Source organism: Erwinia sp. BNK-24-b (assembly GCF_047456155.1).
In the GTDB taxonomy this organism is placed as follows: Bacteria; Pseudomonadota; Gammaproteobacteria; order Enterobacterales; family Enterobacteriaceae; genus Erwinia; species Erwinia phyllosphaerae.
This window is the reverse complement of sequence record NZ_CP179901.1, coordinates 2553386-2567999: the sequence shown is the minus strand read 5'-3', so window position 1 is coordinate 2567999 and position 14614 is coordinate 2553386. Positions and strand designations below refer to the sequence as shown.

Annotated in this window: 17 protein-coding genes and 1 pseudogene; 10 read left to right on the top strand and 8 right to left on the bottom strand. The window is 46.4% G+C overall.

The window, feature by feature from the left end; genetic code table 11:
• Window positions 1–5: 5 nt before the first annotated feature.
• Both ACMGGR_RS11560 and ghoS read right to left on the bottom strand, forming a co-directional pair.
• Window positions 6–890, bottom strand: coding sequence for a fructosamine kinase family protein (locus ACMGGR_RS11560; protein ID WP_414146926.1), 885 nt, complete (start codon window positions 888–890; stop codon window positions 6–8).
• 107 nt (window positions 891–997) lie between these two features.
• Entirely contained in the window at window positions 998–1291 is a 294-nt protein-coding gene (ghoS, locus tag ACMGGR_RS11555) for a type V toxin-antitoxin system endoribonuclease antitoxin GhoS (RefSeq protein WP_246759109.1), read from the bottom strand.
• Window positions 1292–1651: 360 nt separating this feature from the next.
• On the opposite strand from ghoS, the gene ACMGGR_RS11550 reads away from it, so the two are divergent.
• The 6 genes from ACMGGR_RS11550 (at window position 1652) to ACMGGR_RS11525 (ending at window position 8728) form a co-directional block, all read left to right on the top strand.
• Entirely contained in the window at window positions 1652–2407 is a 756-nt protein-coding gene (locus ACMGGR_RS11550; RefSeq protein WP_246759111.1) for a YdiY family protein, read from the top strand.
• Window positions 2408–2697: 290 nt separating this feature from the next.
• The gene (locus ACMGGR_RS11545; RefSeq protein WP_414146925.1) at window positions 2698–2895 is read left to right on the top strand and encodes a glycine zipper 2TM domain-containing protein; all 198 of its coding nucleotides are present in this window, start codon (window positions 2698–2700) and stop codon (window positions 2893–2895) included.
• A 131-nt stretch (window positions 2896–3026) separates the two neighbouring features.
• On the top strand, window positions 3027–4244 hold the full coding sequence (locus ACMGGR_RS11540; RefSeq protein WP_414146924.1) for an HlyD family efflux transporter periplasmic adaptor subunit: 1218 nt from the start codon (window positions 3027–3029) through the stop codon (window positions 4242–4244).
• On the top strand, window positions 4241–6337 hold the full coding sequence (locus ACMGGR_RS11535; RefSeq protein WP_414146923.1) for a peptidase domain-containing ABC transporter: 2097 nt from the start codon (window positions 4241–4243) through the stop codon (window positions 6335–6337). Before ACMGGR_RS11540 ends, ACMGGR_RS11535 begins: the two co-directional genes overlap by 4 nt.
• Complete coding sequence (locus ACMGGR_RS11530; RefSeq protein ID WP_414146922.1) at window positions 6321–7349, top strand: hypothetical protein; 1029 nt, start codon at window positions 6321–6323, stop codon at window positions 7347–7349. The genes ACMGGR_RS11535 and ACMGGR_RS11530 overlap by 17 nt, the downstream gene beginning before the upstream one ends.
• Entirely contained in the window at window positions 7346–8728 is a 1383-nt protein-coding gene (locus tag ACMGGR_RS11525; protein WP_414146921.1) for a TolC family protein, read from the top strand. Before ACMGGR_RS11530 ends, ACMGGR_RS11525 begins: the two co-directional genes overlap by 4 nt.
• 58 nt (window positions 8729–8786) lie before the next feature.
• On the opposite strand, the gene ACMGGR_RS11520 is transcribed toward ACMGGR_RS11525, so the two are convergent.
• Window positions 8787–8990: a hypothetical protein gene (locus ACMGGR_RS11520; RefSeq protein WP_414146920.1), complete on the bottom strand. Its 204-nt coding sequence runs from the start codon at window positions 8988–8990 to the stop codon at window positions 8787–8789.
• Window positions 8991–9179: 189 nt separating this feature from the next.
• Between ACMGGR_RS11520 and ACMGGR_RS11515 the strand changes: the two genes are divergently transcribed.
• Entirely contained in the window at window positions 9180–9488 is a 309-nt protein-coding gene (locus ACMGGR_RS11515) for a hypothetical protein (protein WP_414146919.1), read from the top strand.
• A 307-nt stretch (window positions 9489–9795) separates the two neighbouring features.
• Window positions 9796–10098, top strand: a complete 303-nt coding sequence (locus ACMGGR_RS11510) for a hypothetical protein (protein ID WP_246759118.1) — start codon at window positions 9796–9798, stop codon at window positions 10096–10098.
• Window positions 10099–10546: 448 nt separating this feature from the next.
• On the opposite strand, the gene ACMGGR_RS11505 is transcribed toward ACMGGR_RS11510, so the two are convergent.
• On the bottom strand, window positions 10547–10906 hold the full coding sequence (locus tag ACMGGR_RS11505) for a DUF6404 family protein (protein ID WP_414146918.1): 360 nt from the start codon (window positions 10904–10906) through the stop codon (window positions 10547–10549).
• Window positions 10907–11168: 262 nt separating this feature from the next.
• On the opposite strand from ACMGGR_RS11505, the gene ACMGGR_RS11500 reads away from it, so the two are divergent.
• Window positions 11169–11615: a hypothetical protein gene (locus ACMGGR_RS11500; protein WP_414146917.1), complete on the top strand. Its 447-nt coding sequence runs from the start codon at window positions 11169–11171 to the stop codon at window positions 11613–11615.
• Window positions 11616–11683: 68 nt separating this feature from the next.
• Here the strand turns inward: ACMGGR_RS11500 and ACMGGR_RS11495 are convergent, their stop codons facing one another.
• From ACMGGR_RS11495 to ACMGGR_RS11485, 3 genes are all read right to left on the bottom strand, one after another.
• Complete coding sequence (locus ACMGGR_RS11495) at window positions 11684–12010, bottom strand: hypothetical protein (protein ID WP_246759121.1); 327 nt, start codon at window positions 12008–12010, stop codon at window positions 11684–11686.
• 119 nt (window positions 12011–12129) lie between these two features.
• Window positions 12130–12330 carry a hypothetical protein gene (locus ACMGGR_RS11490; protein ID WP_246759122.1) on the bottom strand — a complete coding sequence of 67 codons (201 nt, stop codon included), beginning with the start codon at window positions 12328–12330 and terminating at the stop codon, window positions 12130–12132.
• Window positions 12331–12427: 97 nt separating this feature from the next.
• Window positions 12428–12976 carry a GNAT family N-acetyltransferase gene (locus tag ACMGGR_RS11485; protein WP_414146916.1) on the bottom strand — a complete coding sequence of 183 codons (549 nt, stop codon included), beginning with the start codon at window positions 12974–12976 and terminating at the stop codon, window positions 12428–12430.
• 39 nt (window positions 12977–13015) lie between these two features.
• Here ACMGGR_RS11485 and ACMGGR_RS11480 point away from each other — a divergent pair.
• Window positions 13016–13500: pseudogene (locus ACMGGR_RS11480) on the top strand (putative metallopeptidase); the annotation flags it as partial.
• A gap of 670 nt (window positions 13501–14170) precedes the next feature.
• Here ACMGGR_RS11480 and ACMGGR_RS11475 read toward each other — a convergent pair.
• Window positions 14171–14530: a DUF6404 family protein gene (locus tag ACMGGR_RS11475; RefSeq protein ID WP_414146915.1), complete on the bottom strand. Its 360-nt coding sequence runs from the start codon at window positions 14528–14530 to the stop codon at window positions 14171–14173.
• Window positions 14531–14614: the final 84 nt, after the last annotated feature.

Below are 14614 nucleotides of genomic sequence, written 5' to 3'. Positions count from 1 at the left end.
AACCGCTACGCGGGGCGTTTATTCAGTTCATCCTGATCCAGCAGCGCGCCAACCGCCTGCTGGGCTTCTCCCAGCCAGTGCCCACCAAAAACGTTGGCCCGGTTAAGCAAATAATAGAGCTGATAAACAGGTTGTCGCTGCTGATAATCGTGCGGCAGCGGCCATATTGATTCGTAGCCTTCAAGAATTTGCTTTGGCAAGCCTGGAAAATAAGCCAGCATCGCCATATCGCACTCTCTGTCGCCCCAGTAGCAGGCCGGATCGAAAACGCAGGGGCCCTCCGGACTCATCGCGCAGTTGGCCGGCCACAAATCACCGTGTAACAGGGAAGGCTGGGGATGATGGGCATCCAGCAGGTTTTGGGTACAGCGAATAATTAATTCGATATCGCCATACTGAATGCCTTTTTCCGCCGCCAGCTGGAGCTGCCAGCCGATGCGCTGCTCGGCAAAAAACACGGACCAGCGCTTAAGCCAGCTGTTTGGCTGCGGCGAGGTAGTAATATTATTATCAAAATCGAGTCCAAACTGTGGTTGCTCGCTCCACTGGTGCAGGCGAGCCAGCTGTTCACCGAGCTGAAAAGCGCTCTGCCCCTCTGGCGGTGACAGTGAAAGATATTCCAGTAACAGAAAACTAATGTCGCGATCGTAGCCAACGCCGTAGACGGCAGGGACTCGCACGGTTGCAGTGCGCGCCAGAAGCTGAAGCTGATCGGCTTCCCAGGTAAAGAGATCCAGCATTTCGCGACCGTTACATTTTACAAAAATGTCGCGGTCGCCATAGCGGATGCGCCAGGCTGGATGCACGTCACCACCGGGAAGCTCTGTGCGCTGGCTGATTTCAGCTTCACCAAAATGCTCACTCAACAGACGACTAATGGCTGACCACATAGCGGGTTCCTCTTTTCGCTGTGTCTTGCAGGACATGTTGATACTAACGCTTAAATAATAAACAAAACCAGCGCTTACGCATAATGCAGCGTATTTTTTACAAAACCTTAGCGTGCGGCCTCGGCCTGAAAAGTTTTCCAGGTCTGAATTTCAACCTCCGGCTTTTCACCCAACACAATTTCCCCCAGGCTGATAGCCTGTTCGCGGATCTCTTCCTGGGTCAGTGCGCTGACAATGCCAAAGCTGTTCGTTCCCAGTTCGTGCGGATGGCCGTCCTTATCATTTAACGAAGTTGTAAAGCCGCCGTTAGCCAGGGCGCTGTTTAGCTCAAGCGCGTCTGCCAGGCTTTCTTCTTTAAAACGAAAAGTGACCACATACTGTTCAATATCTGAAGAAACCATAGTACACCTCGTTGTTTAAACATTATTTTTCAGCATAGTTCATGCTGCGCGATGCCGGAAAACAAAGCAGGATACCCCTGAAAAATCTGTTTACATTGGGTCGCATATGACAAGGTTTTCACGGGGCTAGCTGGCTTGAAGTGAACCTTTCCGGAAAAGAAGCGCTGGTGAAACACTTAAGCTATTCAGAACTGTCGCGTGTTAATGGGAATTCTCCCAATTATCTACAAATTAGATTGGCAAAAACAACAGGTTATATATCTACATAAAATGTTACGATTCTTTCCTTAAAAGGCATTGATTGCCTCGCAAAACTCTTCAGACTCACCTTTTTTCACTAGTCGTATGGATCAACATTTAATGAAAGCGCTTAATAAGTTGTCGGTAGTCCTTTTACTCTCTGGCGGGGCCTTATGCCAGCAGGCTTTGGCGGATAACAACGTCTTTACCGTCATGGATGATCCCTCCACGGCCAAAAAAAGTTTTGAGGGCAATGCTGCTGCCGGTTACCTGGCGCAGACCGGCAACACCACCAGCTCTTCACTGACGGCCAGCACCAATATGACCTGGTACCAGGCGCAGATGGCCTACAGCCTGTGGGGCAACGCCAGCAACACGTCTTCTAACGATGAGCGTTCTTCAGAAACTTATCAGGTTGGTGGCCGTTCACGTTATAACCTGAACCCTTCTGATTACCTGTTCGGCCAGGCCAGCTGGTTAAGCGATCGCTTCAATGGTTATGACGGTCGTTCTGTGCTGGCTGCCGGTTACGGTCGTCAGATTCTGAACGGTCCGGTGCACTCACTGCGTCTGGAAGCCGGTCCTGGTGTACGTTACGACGATTACCATGACGGTGGCCACGAGACTCACGCATTAGCCTATGGTGCAGCCAGCTACCAGTGGCAGCTGACCGACACCACTAAATTTATCCAGGGTGTTTCCGTGCTGGGTAGCGATGATACGACGGTCAACTCCGAAACCGGTTTACAGGTCGCTATTAACTCGCATTTCTCTTTGAAAATGGCCTATAACGTTACGTGGAACCAGAACCCACCTTCATCCGCACCGGATAAGACGGACACGAAAACAACTATTCAGCTTTCCTACGCTATGTAATTTATCGGGCCGGAATAGTCTGGCCCTTTATTCATCCATCCGCTTCTGCCCTTTATATATCTCCGCTTTAAAAAATATTCCTGATTATATCCTTCCCGTGTTGATTCATCAGGGTTATGTTAAATATAGCTCATCACCTTTTATTTTATTTTTTCTTTTGCAGCTTAAGAAGGTTTTACTCAGGTTAAGCACTTTAATTTGCGAGAGAGGATTTTATTTAGTTAACTGGTCGGACAGCGCAACAGCTGTATATTTATATCTGGTCCAATTAATTTAGAAAGGGAATAAACATGACAACCAAAACTGAAATGACGCTCGAGCAATGTCAGGAAATTCGTGGTGGCTGGGGTAGCGGCTGGGGCGGCGGAATTATTGGCGCCCTGGGCGGAGCAGTCGCTGGCGCGGCAATGGGGGGACCGGGTGGCGCAGTAATTGGCACCCTGGTGGGAAGTGTAGCAGGCGTGGCAATCGAGAAAACATCATCATAAACATAAAGCGTCCTCTACACCTTTACTGCAAAGTCGGCGTACAACATAATTAATTTGAAATGCGACGGCAATGCTAACCAGCAGGCACATAACGATTATGTGCCTGCTTATCCTCTTAAATGATATGAGCTATGAATAACGGGTTTAATCAGCACCTGGCAAAATCTCCGCTGGGGCTAAAAATCTATGCCGCAACCACGGTTATTTTCACCGCTATCTTTGTTTTTCTTCTTATGCAGGGAAGCTACGGCAAACAGGAAACGGCTAAAGGGCTAATCCGTAATGAAGCATTTTATCGCGTTGCTGCCAGCAAGGTGGGGAACGTCATGGACTTGTATGTTAAAGAAGGCGATAAGGTAGATAAAGGAATGCCGCTTTTTCGGGTTGCGCTGCCCTGGCAAGATGTTAAAGATCGGCAGAATGGTAAAAGCATGCTCGGTGAAACCATCAACAGGCTGCTTGAAACGCAGCAGGATATAAAGACCGAAGAGCAGCACCAGCAGCAGGAGTGGGAAACATTAATCAAGCAGAAGGAAATCTATTTCAGCCAGTTTGATAAAAAAATAAAAAAGATCGACGAAGTAAAAAAAGATTATCAGCAAAAGAGCAAGCTTTATAACAAGCAGCTTGATGAGCTTAATCATCTTCTGAAAAATAAATCGGTTAACAAGGCAGAAGTAGAAAATTTAAAGCAGATTATTATCGATAATAATCTGGCATTAAAGAAAACTGACGTTGAGTACCAGAATCTGCTGCAAAGCCAGGCCGAACAAGAGATAAATTATCTGCGCATGGAACGGGAGCTGCTGAAGAACAAAAGCGAGCTGGAGCGTAGAAAGCGGGAAGTCATTAACGAGCTGAATAAAATCCAGATGGAACAGGAGTATATCGTTTCTTCTCCGGTTACGGGTACGGTACACGACGTTGGCATCCTGAAAGGGGATTTCGTTGATGGTAAATCGCCCGCCATCATTGTTAAAGAGGAGGGTAAGGAAAAGCCCATCGTCATTCTTTATCTTTCTGCCAGCCAGATTGGGTTAATCGATCGGCGTGAAAACGTCTTTCTGCGCGTGGACACTTTCCCTTATGAGAACTACGGCATGTTAAGTGCGCAGATTATTAATGTAGCTAACACCCCGACGCACGTAAGCCTTGACGAGAAAGAGTCATTATTCCGCGTTAAGCTAAGAATAAATGAAAACGATAAACATAATAAAATTCCAATTGCATGGCTTAATGATGGTATGTCGGTGACCACCTCTCTACGTCAGCCTAAGCAAAGCTTATTAGAATGGCTGTTTTTACCCGTGAAAAAAGCGTTTAAACGCAACCCGGATTTTGTCGAATGAAAAAACAATTTAAAACCAGGGATATCATACAGGACGAAGCCGCCGAGTGCGGCCTGGCCTGCATTAGCTACATCGCCAGTGTGTATGGCAAAAACCTTAGCCTTGAGGCGCTTCGTAATAAATATGATGTCACGCTGGACGGGCTTTCTTTTTACCACCTGATGAAAATATGCTCAGAGCATCAGATGATTGCCACCGGCGTGAAGGTATCGGCTGATGCACTCCATGAACTGGAAAAACCGGCCATTCTTTTATGGGACAACTGTCACTTTGTGGTGCTCAAAAAGACGAACGGGCACGCTATCGAAGTAATGGATCCTGCCATTGGCAGCCGCCGATTTACGCAGAACGAGGTCCAGAACTACTTTTCCGGCGTAGCGCTGGAAATTGTGCCGGCGGAAGGTTTTTTGCTGGCCGATGAGGAGGCCGTCACCGCACAGAAGCCGAAGAACTTTTTCGATCTACAGGCATTTAGCCAGGGCTTACTCAAATACAAAAGCTATATGCTGCCCTTTGCCGCTATGGCTATCGTCATCCAGCTGACCAACGTGGCTATTCCTAAATTTATGTCGCTGGTGTTTGATGAAGTCCTCCCAAAGAACGATGAAGATTTTCTTTGGTTGTTGATCTATATCTTTGCTTTTGTCTATCTGATCCAGTCTTTCGGGAGCTACCTGAAGATTGTCATCGCCCAGCGTTTAAGGCGGGCAATTTCGCAGCTGGAAGGCGTTAAAACGGTTAGCGAACTCTTCCGGATGAACCTTAAATTCTTTAATAAAAGAATGCCGTCAGATTTACTGCGAAAAATAAAGTCTGTAGATGTTTTTCACGTCATTTACACACACGGCTGGGTCGATATTATTATTGACGCCTTTTTCGCCGTAATTTTTGTCGTGCTGCTGTTTATGATTAGCTTTGAGCTGGCCCTGTTAACCTTGACCGTGACTGCTTTGATGGTACTGGTGAGGGTTATGCTGCTGTCAACATTGATGTCGCGTCAATATTCCGCGCTGGATGCAGAAATCAGAAGGGATAACAGCCTGCTGGAAGCCATAGACAATATTAATACGATTAAAATCAACCATACCGAGCATCGCAAAATCAGCAGCTGGTTTTACCATCATGCACAGCTGGAAGATAACCGCTCCGCCATTGAAAAACTCAATGCGCTAATCCAGCTATCGGTAACGACTATCTCGCATATCCAGACGCTAATTATTATGGGAGCAGGGGCCTATAGCGTGCTAAAAGGCCAGAACACGGCCGGTCAGCTGATCTCATTTATTTTTTATAAAAACTGCCTGATGAGCAACATTCAGACGCTGGTGGAAAATCACGTTAACCTTAAAATATGCTCGGTTGAGGTAAAGCGCCTGAAAGATATCATGCCGGAAGCACCGGCCACGACGAGCGAGTTTCGCAGCAGTACTAAAAATAAAAAAGAGCCGGTTGAAACTATCGCGGTTAAAGATCTTGCGTTTGGTTACTCTAATCTGGACGAGGCTTTTATTAAAGGCATCACCTTTACTCTTGCTAAAGGTGAGAAAATGGTTATTACCGGCCCCTCGGGCTGCGGAAAAACCACGTTACTCAATATTATCTCCGGGCTGCTTACGCCGGGAAGCGGCGACGTTCTGATTAACAATATCGCCTTACAGAAGTTTGGGGTGTATCAATATCAGGAGCAAATCTCCGTCGTCACGCCGCTGGATAAGATAATTAATGGCAGCATTATGGATAACATTATCTATGAGTGCGAACATTTTGACATGCAGCTGCTTGAAGACTGCATCGAAAGTGCCAACCTGGGGCAGGTTATTCGGAGCCTGAACGCAGGGTTAAATACAAGACTCGGCGTCAATGGCGCCAGGCTCTCTTCCGGTCAGCAGCAGCGTCTGATGATAGCCAGAGCCTTATATCGTAAACCTTCGCTGATTCTGTTGGATGAACCCACCTCGCATCTGGATGACGAGGCCCGGCAGGTAATCATTAGCCTGATAAAGAGCCTGCCGATGACCTGCATCATAGTGTCACACGACAAACATCTGATCGAGGCGATTGATAAGGAAATTACCATTGGCGCACCGCATTAAAAAAACGTTGTTTTATCATTCGAAAACAATGGGAAGCAGGCTGAAAAATCTGCTCATAGCAAAACTTATTCGGCTTATGGCAAAAACAACTTTTGACCGTAGCCCTGTGGGCCTGGTACATACGTTTTTAAATGTTTTAGCCACGATTTTCTTCAGCCATTTTTCTCAATTTTATTCAGTGGCAAGCGCAGAATATTTAAGCGAAAAAATCCTTGGCGTCAGAGAAGAACGTTTTGCCAGGCTAATGATTTTAAATAAGCTGATGTCAAAATATATACAAATTGCCCTGCACGATATGAGCTGGAAGCAGACGCTTTCTTTTCTTGACCGTAACTGCAAGGTGATAACTGGCGGCCAGCATAAGCCAGCTAAGCTGCTGCTCTGTACCCATACGGGAGACTACTGGCTGGCGATCCTCGGCGCCGCACGACAGTATCAGGGGAGCGGCTGTGATTTTATCGTACCCGTTTACCAGGCAATCACTGATGACCTGCAGCAAATGTATAATAAGATAAGCATTCCTGGCGTAAATATTATATTTATTAATATTCATCAGAAAGGAATGCTTCTCAAACTTAATCGCAGCCTCAGGGATGAAGATTCCGTTGTGGCGATATTTTACGATCTCTTTGGCTATTCAGCTGGCGTATATAATGGCGCAACGGAATCCGTCGAGTTTTTTAATAAAAAAGGGCAGATGACGACGGGGATAGTAAATGTAGCAAAGCGCTTAGGGTTAGCTGTTAGCTTTGTCTCATGTTTTTACGCCAGTGAAGAAGAAAAGTATCTGGTAGAAATTACGCCACCGGTTCAGCTTACGGAAACGCAGGAGGCAACAAAAGGAATGCTGGCATTCCTGGAAGGGTATCTTCGTACCACGCCCTGGCAATGGAGTTTTATCTCCTCTCTGGATGCTTATTATCACCTTTCGCTCTTTTCGTTGAATGCGAAAAACAGCCGTGAAGCCTCACATTTTGCCCGGTTAAATGACAAGTATTCTCATCGACTATGATTAAAAAAAGCACTCTTCTGTTAACCATCTCTTTATTGAGCGGCTGTTCGCTGGCTCCCGACTACATCAAGCCTGCCACGGTGGCAGATTCTGATGTGGAGCTTAAAGCAGGTGAAGGAAATCGTCATTACAGTTTTAAAGATCTGTTTACCAATGACCAGCCTTTACTGGCGGTGCTTGAGCATGCGCTAATTAATAACTATGACCTTCAGCAGAGCATGATACGCGTCAGCGCTGCCCATGCCCAGAGGCAAAGTTCTTTATATGATTTGCTCCCCGGCCTGAAATTTTCAGCGGCAAAAAATATTGCTATGGCGACAGGCTCATCGCCTTATACCGGCGCGAGTATTAAGCAAAAAAGCGAAAGCTATCAAAGTAGCATCGGCGTTGACTCTTATGAGGTGGATATATGGGGAAAGAAACTGAATGAAGTGGCGGCGCTAAAACATGATAAACAGAGCTATGAAAGCGTAGCGGCCGCGCTGCGCCTGACGCTTATGGCCGATCTGGCTAACAGCTGGTATGAAGCGCTCTACATGATTAAGGCCTGGCACTTATTAAACCATAAAATAGCCGTCCTTGATGATATAGCCGGCAAGTTACAGGTGCTGGAGCAGGCGGCCAGGGTAGATGCCGTTACTCTGTCTAAATTCATTCGTGGCAGAGCCAGTGATGAAAGCAGCCGCCAGAACCTGCAAAAGGAGATCGTTAACCGTATTCACAAGCTTGAATATTTGTCAGGCTATCGTTCTCCCTGGCTGAATACGGAGAGCTGGCAAACGCTTTCCGGCGAATTTAACAACCCTGATATACCGCAGCAGCTTACGTCCGAAGTTATCTTTAACCGGCCGGATGTTCTGGCCGCAGAGATGAAAATCAAATCTGCTAACGGCACTATCGGCATGGCTCGCGCCGCTTTTTTGCCGGTCTTTAACTTGTTTGCCAGCGCTTATCATACGTCGGACACTTTTAACCATGTGCTGGGAAATTTGAGCGAAAACTGGACGTTGACGCCGTCGGTAATAGTGCCGATATTTAGCTGGCCTAAAAACTACGCCAATTTGAATTATGCTAAAACGCAGCAGGCGATTGCTGTCATCGAATACCGTAAAACGGTGGCCCAGGCGCTATTGGATATTCAGGATACCACTAATAACCTGAATGTTTATCAGCAGGCTTATGCCGCTTCTGAGCGTGAAGTTGCTCAACATCAGCAGAACTTTGCAAAATTGTCCGCACGTTACGAGGCTGGCTACACAGATCTTTACAGCTATTACGAGGCTGTTGATATATTAAGCAGTGCCCGGCTTGAGCTGGAGAGCAACCGGCAACAGATTATGGCTAATACGATCGTTTTGCTGAAAGCCATTGGTGGCTAGAGTGGCGGCGCGCTTTTCTGATTCTGGATCGCGCCGCGCTCCTCATCAAACCCGGTTGTTAAGCTGGCCGAACCGTGGCCTTTGTCGGATGCCCGGTACTTCCATTGTCATGAGTATGGTCCGGATCAGGCTCAGTGATAACGATATAGTCTGCTTCTTTCCCGTTGCGCACTAACGTTACCAGCTCCCCGGCGCGAGGCTTAGAATCAAAATCATGCTCCTCTTCAATACCGGTATCTTCAAACGTCACAGTTATTTTCATTTACCTTCCTTCTTCAGATAACTCGGATCGGTGCCTGACTATTAACATATGTCACTATCCTCACTCTTTCCACATAGCCACAATGAAAAGAGCTAAGAGGGCAAGTTAATGGCTATGCTGAGGCGACCTCTTCAACTCTGTGTGGTGACAATAATGCCCCTTCAGCCATGGGCTGTATGATCACAGATAATGTCCCTCAGGCATGCTCTGGGTGCTCTCGATAACGTCACTTCAGGCATGCTTTGCGTGCTCTCAGATAACGTTCCTTCAGGCATGCTCTGCGTGCTCTCAGGTAACGTCGCTTCAGGCATGCTCTGCGTGCTCTCGGATAACGTCTCTTCAGGCATGCTCTGCGTGCTCTCAGGTAACGTCGCTTCAGGCATGCTCTGCGTGCTCTCAGGTAACGTCGCTTCAGGCATGCTCTGGGTGCTCTCAAATAACATCCCCTCCAGGCATGGCTCGGCAAGGTACTGCAATACGGGTTCGACTGGTATCTGATTGACAGGGCTGTTCAAATCTCGTCGTCATCGACCTGTCTGCTGGCTGGTACTCCTGAAGTTATATTATTGATATCAGCAATAATTTATTAAGGAAGCAACAATAAAGAATAATTTAATTAAATAAGAAAATTCTGTTTCAGGGATCTTAAGCAAAGCGGAATATTCAGTGGCATTCATATGGTCAAAATCTGAATATATATTGCTATCGCAATATTGGGGTGAAAACAGTACAGGAATATGGATTAATATCGTCCTGTTAATGAGTGATTGTTTCCTGTCCAGAGGGCAGGATTTCTGGGGAAAGTATGCTGACTGAAACTGTACAAACCGATGCGCTGGAAGGTAAAGCTTTAGAATGGGCCGTCCTGAAGGCGATAGGTGGATCCTGGCCCAATAGCGCGACCAGTACATGGGATAAGACAGGATACCTTATAGATAATTTGAACATTTACCTGAGCAGCGGCGGACGGAAAAACTTGTTCATTGCCTATCTGGATGAAAGAGCCCCGTCGATCGGTAAAGATTTACCAGAAGCCGTATACCGGGCTGTCGTGCAGTCAGCTATTGGAAGCTGGATTTCAGTTCCGGTAACGCTACTCAAAAGTTAAGTGATTATTATAAGATTTTGTTAACAATACCGTGGCATTTTTATGTGTCGTCACAGCAAAATATGATTTCTTAATTTTGAGCTGTAAAAGCTCGCTCCCGGTATATAAAAAATTAATGTATTTAATCGTGAAGGTGGATGTCGCGAGCAGGTAATTAATGAAAGTATTCTTAAATTCAAACCTAACCCTTGGCAATTGAAAAATTTCACAATAGCGAGTCGTGCAGTGCGGACATCATACCAACCTGCAACCACTTTTTTTCTGTAAGACCTTCGTATTCTTAAAATTCTGCCTTTAGCACCAGACGGCTGACGGAGTGGATATTAAGTTTTCTCAAGTTTAAGCAACAGCGCTGTCATTGAGTGGTTTCAGAACCTTACCCATTAAAAAGCCCACGGTGGATTGTAGGCTAAGCGGATGCGGACAGCGGGTAACAATAAGCAGCACGCTAAACCTCACTCCAGGGTGGAAGGTTGTTAGCCTTTCCCCGCCAGGATTCTAAGGCTGACATAAAAAGCCCGCACAAAACCCCGACGGTAAGGATGGTCCACGTAGCAGAAAGAAGATCCTCCTGATTACCTTTCCAGAAAACAAACCACATTACTATTCCCCAGAACGTCGTGTTTACGCCTGTTATGCACGCAAAATTTGTCCAGAATGGAGAGAAAGGAGGTGGCGCCACGCTGATACCTAGTTCCCACAAGAAAACGTGACAAGGCGGTGCATAGAGGCTGGGCCACATACCTTTTTTTTTCATAAGGGCGAGCGCACGGCTTTTTTTACTTTCAAAGGCAATATGGCTGTTCATAAAAATAATCCCACATAGTTTACCCTGTTATCTAATTATAGTAGCAGGAGTCAAAACTGTTTTATTTTTAGGATTTTTTACAATGCTGTGCTACCAGGCGGGCGAAAGGGGGCAGCTTTTGATGACGATGAACCCTTTTTATCCTTAAGCTGGATCAAGAGGCGTTAATGGCTGGCCATCGCATTAAAGAAAACAGGCAGCCAGCTGTTTCTGTCAACCCGCCGTAACAGGGAGCGCTCACTCTGCCTGGCGGAGAGCACCGATGATCTTAAGCCGAATTAAGTGGTCAGCTGTTGCCGTGCTCGTTCTGATCCTTACCGCGCTGTTCCTGATATGGGCGCTGCTGTATTACCACGGCAAAGCAATTACCGCCCAGGACAGCGTAAAAGAGCTTCAGAACCAGACAACCAGTCAGGCAGCCATTATTTCATCACAGGCTTTCAACTTTCAGCACGCCAACGAGATAGCGGCTACCGCGCAGCAGTATGCGGCAACCATCACCGGCAACACGCAGGAGAAAGAGATTGAGTATCGCACCATTCTCAAAAACCAGCCTACGTGCAGCCTCGCTATCCCTGCTGATATTGCTGGCAGGTTGCTCGACTACACGAACCGTCTACATTCCGGCGCAACGCACCCCGATACTGGCCAGCCTGGCAGCGCCGGTACTGGCATCTACTGCCTGAGTTTTTCATTTATTAAAACATGACAATTCCTAAGAAGAATTGATCTCTGCATTACAGCACTATCAGCCCCACACCTGCGAGACTTCATCATCTAATCACGGAAAAGTATTGCTTTACCCTGATACACCGAAGCGCAAAAAGAGACGCCCCCGTTAACAATTGAGCAACTAGAGTAATATCCATCAGATTGTAGGACTGGCACGTTTTCCGCCTGTGCCCATGATTTACATGAAAAAACCGACCCACTGATAATCGAGCAGTCGTAGTAATAATCATCAGATTGCTTTACAGGGACTGATTCTGACTGTGCCGGAAGACCGCAGATAAAAATTTGCCCATTAACAATTTCACATTCTGAATAATCGGCAGATGCAGCAAAGCTGGTTAATAAAAGCGCTGAAATAATGATTTTTTCCATAAATTCTCCTTTTATAGGAAATATTGCATTTAAAATATGGAGAAATTTTGGATCAGGTGTAAATTATTTTAAATAGCCTGACCATCACAAGGTGCATTTGTGAGTGCGCCTGATGATGATTATCCGGCATCAGTTAAGCCGTAGCATTTAGCCGCGGATTTATTTATTTCTTCCTTGTTTATGCCTGTTTGTTGATGAATCCATCCAATGAATAAATTCCAGTCCTTGTTTGCAGATTGTCCACCATCCCAGGATGCCACAAAGGTGTCACCTTGCGCCATGGTAAAATGGATAGTGATGTCACCAAACGAGTAAGACATAAATCTCCTTAGGAAATTAAATGGCGCTCACCGACTACAAGAAATCTTCTGTCGCGAGTACCTCATCGATTTGAACGCATTTATCAGGCTATGTTAGCTATAGGTCATTAGTGGCAAGAGCATTGTATAAAAAGCACGCACCAGGCCATTGGTAGCGAGTGACGCTGATTTCAGGAAGATGTTTTATCATGTTTACATTTTGTTGAATAACCTGGCCCTTAAGGTTTTCGTAAAATAAGCGGGCCCTGAAATTGTTGGTATATGTACAAAGGTGTACAGGTAATTCAATCCGTTCAACTGGAAGACTGATAATGCTTTTTGACAACAAACGTCTTGCCACACCATTGCGCCGATAATCTGAATCAACATAAAGATTATGCAGATATGTACCAAATTCAGTTTCTTCATTGAAATTAAAGCAAGCGAATCCAGCTAATGTGGTGCCTTCCTTAGCGAGGAGGAGATGTATCAACTTTCTGTCAACGCCATTACCTACTCGGGCCTCCCAGAGCCTGGATTTTATCTCTGGCAAAATGTCCATCAGGTAGTGATTCGGCAGGATGCCCGCATAGGCTTCCTGACTCGCTTTAATGTGAAGTGCAGCAATAGCTTGATGATCGGATGGTATAGCACAGCAAAAATCCATGATATCTCCTTTAGGCGGGATGACACGCAGGAATCAATAATGCCTGAGACTAGCATTGTTTACAGACCCATCCCTCCACAAGATTTCGTTGACGAATTTACACCCCACATTAAGCTGATTCCTGCAACCGGCATTATGAGTGGGTGACAGAGAACATCCTCGACGGTGAAGGCGACTTGCACACCCCTGACCATGCTCACCTGATAGACGCCGAAATTGCTTTCATGTGGGTGTCCACCGCATTCACTAAACAAGGGCGTACCGTTCTCGCCCAGACGGAAGAGGTAATGATGCGTACTGGTGGATGGCAAAAGGCCAGAATGGAGCAGCAGCTCTACGAGTGGTTCGGCCACAAGCCGGATTACATCATCACGCTGGCTGGTGACTTCTGTTCACAATGCACCGATCTTGAATTCTGTGCGTTAGTCGAACATGAGCTTTACCACATAGGGCAGCAAACCGATGAATTCGGCGCGCCTAAGTTCAATCGTGAAGGTCAGCCAAAGCTTTGTATGCACGGACATCGCCTTTGCTGATTACCAGATCGGCGAAGAGATTACCGACGCCGCGAAGATGGAAGAAATCCTCAGCGGCGAGCAGGCGGTTTACGTCATCAGGCGAGCCGCGTAAGGCTCTCCCTGTCTCAATACAGCCCACCTGACCGGTGGGCTTTTTTATCTGGAGAAGAAAATGCCGATTTACCAATCTGGCAGTTTGAACATAACGGCGCTCATGGCTCCCGACCTGTATGTGCAGGTGGTTGCGCCGAAAACGCGATATATCAACGGCGTTGCGGCATCACCCTTTAGTTTTATTAAATGGATAACTTACCCCTGATAAAAGTATTATCGGTGCTTAGATTGTTGGCCTGATGCGTCGCAAAAAAGCTCTTGTAGTGAGCTAAATTCAGTTGCAGGAGTAAGTACCTTAAGTATGACCCTAAAAAATACTGACAGGCTGGAAGATGTCGAATGTGCTCTCGGAGCAGCCGTACGCGGTTTGCTTGCAAGAAACGCTGGGCTAACCCCTGCAAATATTCTTACAGAGCTAACCATACGTTCTTTTTCTCAGAACACAGAGGAAGCAGTAAGGAGCAGCGCGGCGATTGCATGGTTCAGAAATTGTACAAATTAAAAGCCCACAGTCGATGGTGGGCTAAGTAGATTCGGACAAAGGACAACAATCAAAAGCACGCTAGACTTCGCTCCATGCTGGAAGATGATTGGCTTTGCCTCGCCATAACTCCAGCGCTGCCATAACGAGTCCACAGACTAGCCCAACAGTAAGAATTGTCACCGTTGCAGAAAGAAGATCTTCACGCTTACCTTTCCAGAAAACAACCCACATAACCATGCCCCAGAACGGTGTATTCACGCCTGTAAAACATAAAAAATTATTCCAAAAAGAGGAGAAGGGCGGTGGCGCTACAGCAACGCCCATTTTCCATAAAAAAACATGGCAAGGAGGCGCGTAGAGCTCAGGCCACATACCTTTCTTTTTCATAATGGCGATTGCACGACTCTTTTTACTCTCAAAGGCCAGTTGGCTTTTCATAAAAGATACTCTCTATAAGTTTGCTATGTTGTTTAACTGTAGCGGCGAGGGATAAAAAGAAGAGGGTTTTAGGATTTCTTACAA

Coding starts and splice junctions, on each gene's coding strand:
- ACMGGR_RS11560 (WP_414146926.1), bottom strand. CDS start 890: ATGTGGTCAGCCATTAGTCGTCTGTTGAGTGAGCATTTTGGTGAAGCT.
- ghoS (WP_246759109.1), bottom strand. CDS start 1,291: ATGGTTTCTTCAGATATTGAACAGTATGTGGTCACTTTTCGTTTTAAA.
- ACMGGR_RS11550 (WP_246759111.1), top strand. CDS start 1,652: ATGAAAGCGCTTAATAAGTTGTCGGTAGTCCTTTTACTCTCTGGCGGG.
- ACMGGR_RS11545 (WP_414146925.1), top strand. CDS start 2,698: ATGACAACCAAAACTGAAATGACGCTCGAGCAATGTCAGGAAATTCGT.
- ACMGGR_RS11540 (WP_414146924.1), top strand. CDS start 3,027: ATGAATAACGGGTTTAATCAGCACCTGGCAAAATCTCCGCTGGGGCTA.
- ACMGGR_RS11535 (WP_414146923.1), top strand. CDS start 4,241: ATGAAAAAACAATTTAAAACCAGGGATATCATACAGGACGAAGCCGCC.
- ACMGGR_RS11525 (WP_414146921.1), top strand. CDS start 7,346: ATGATTAAAAAAAGCACTCTTCTGTTAACCATCTCTTTATTGAGCGGC.
- ACMGGR_RS11520 (WP_414146920.1), bottom strand. CDS start 8,990: ATGAAAATAACTGTGACGTTTGAAGATACCGGTATTGAAGAGGAGCAT.
- ACMGGR_RS11515 (WP_414146919.1), top strand. CDS start 9,180: ATGTCCCTCAGGCATGCTCTGGGTGCTCTCGATAACGTCACTTCAGGC.
- ACMGGR_RS11510 (WP_246759118.1), top strand. CDS start 9,796: ATGCTGACTGAAACTGTACAAACCGATGCGCTGGAAGGTAAAGCTTTA.
- ACMGGR_RS11505 (WP_414146918.1), bottom strand. CDS start 10,906: ATGAACAGCCATATTGCCTTTGAAAGTAAAAAAAGCCGTGCGCTCGCC.
- ACMGGR_RS11500 (WP_414146917.1), top strand. CDS start 11,169: ATGATCTTAAGCCGAATTAAGTGGTCAGCTGTTGCCGTGCTCGTTCTG.
- ACMGGR_RS11495 (WP_246759121.1), bottom strand. CDS start 12,010: ATGGAAAAAATCATTATTTCAGCGCTTTTATTAACCAGCTTTGCTGCA.
- ACMGGR_RS11490 (WP_246759122.1), bottom strand. CDS start 12,330: ATGTCTTACTCGTTTGGTGACATCACTATCCATTTTACCATGGCGCAA.
- ACMGGR_RS11485 (WP_414146916.1), bottom strand. CDS start 12,976: ATGGATTTTTGCTGTGCTATACCATCCGATCATCAAGCTATTGCTGCA.
- ACMGGR_RS11475 (WP_414146915.1), bottom strand. CDS start 14,530: ATGAAAAGCCAACTGGCCTTTGAGAGTAAAAAGAGTCGTGCAATCGCC.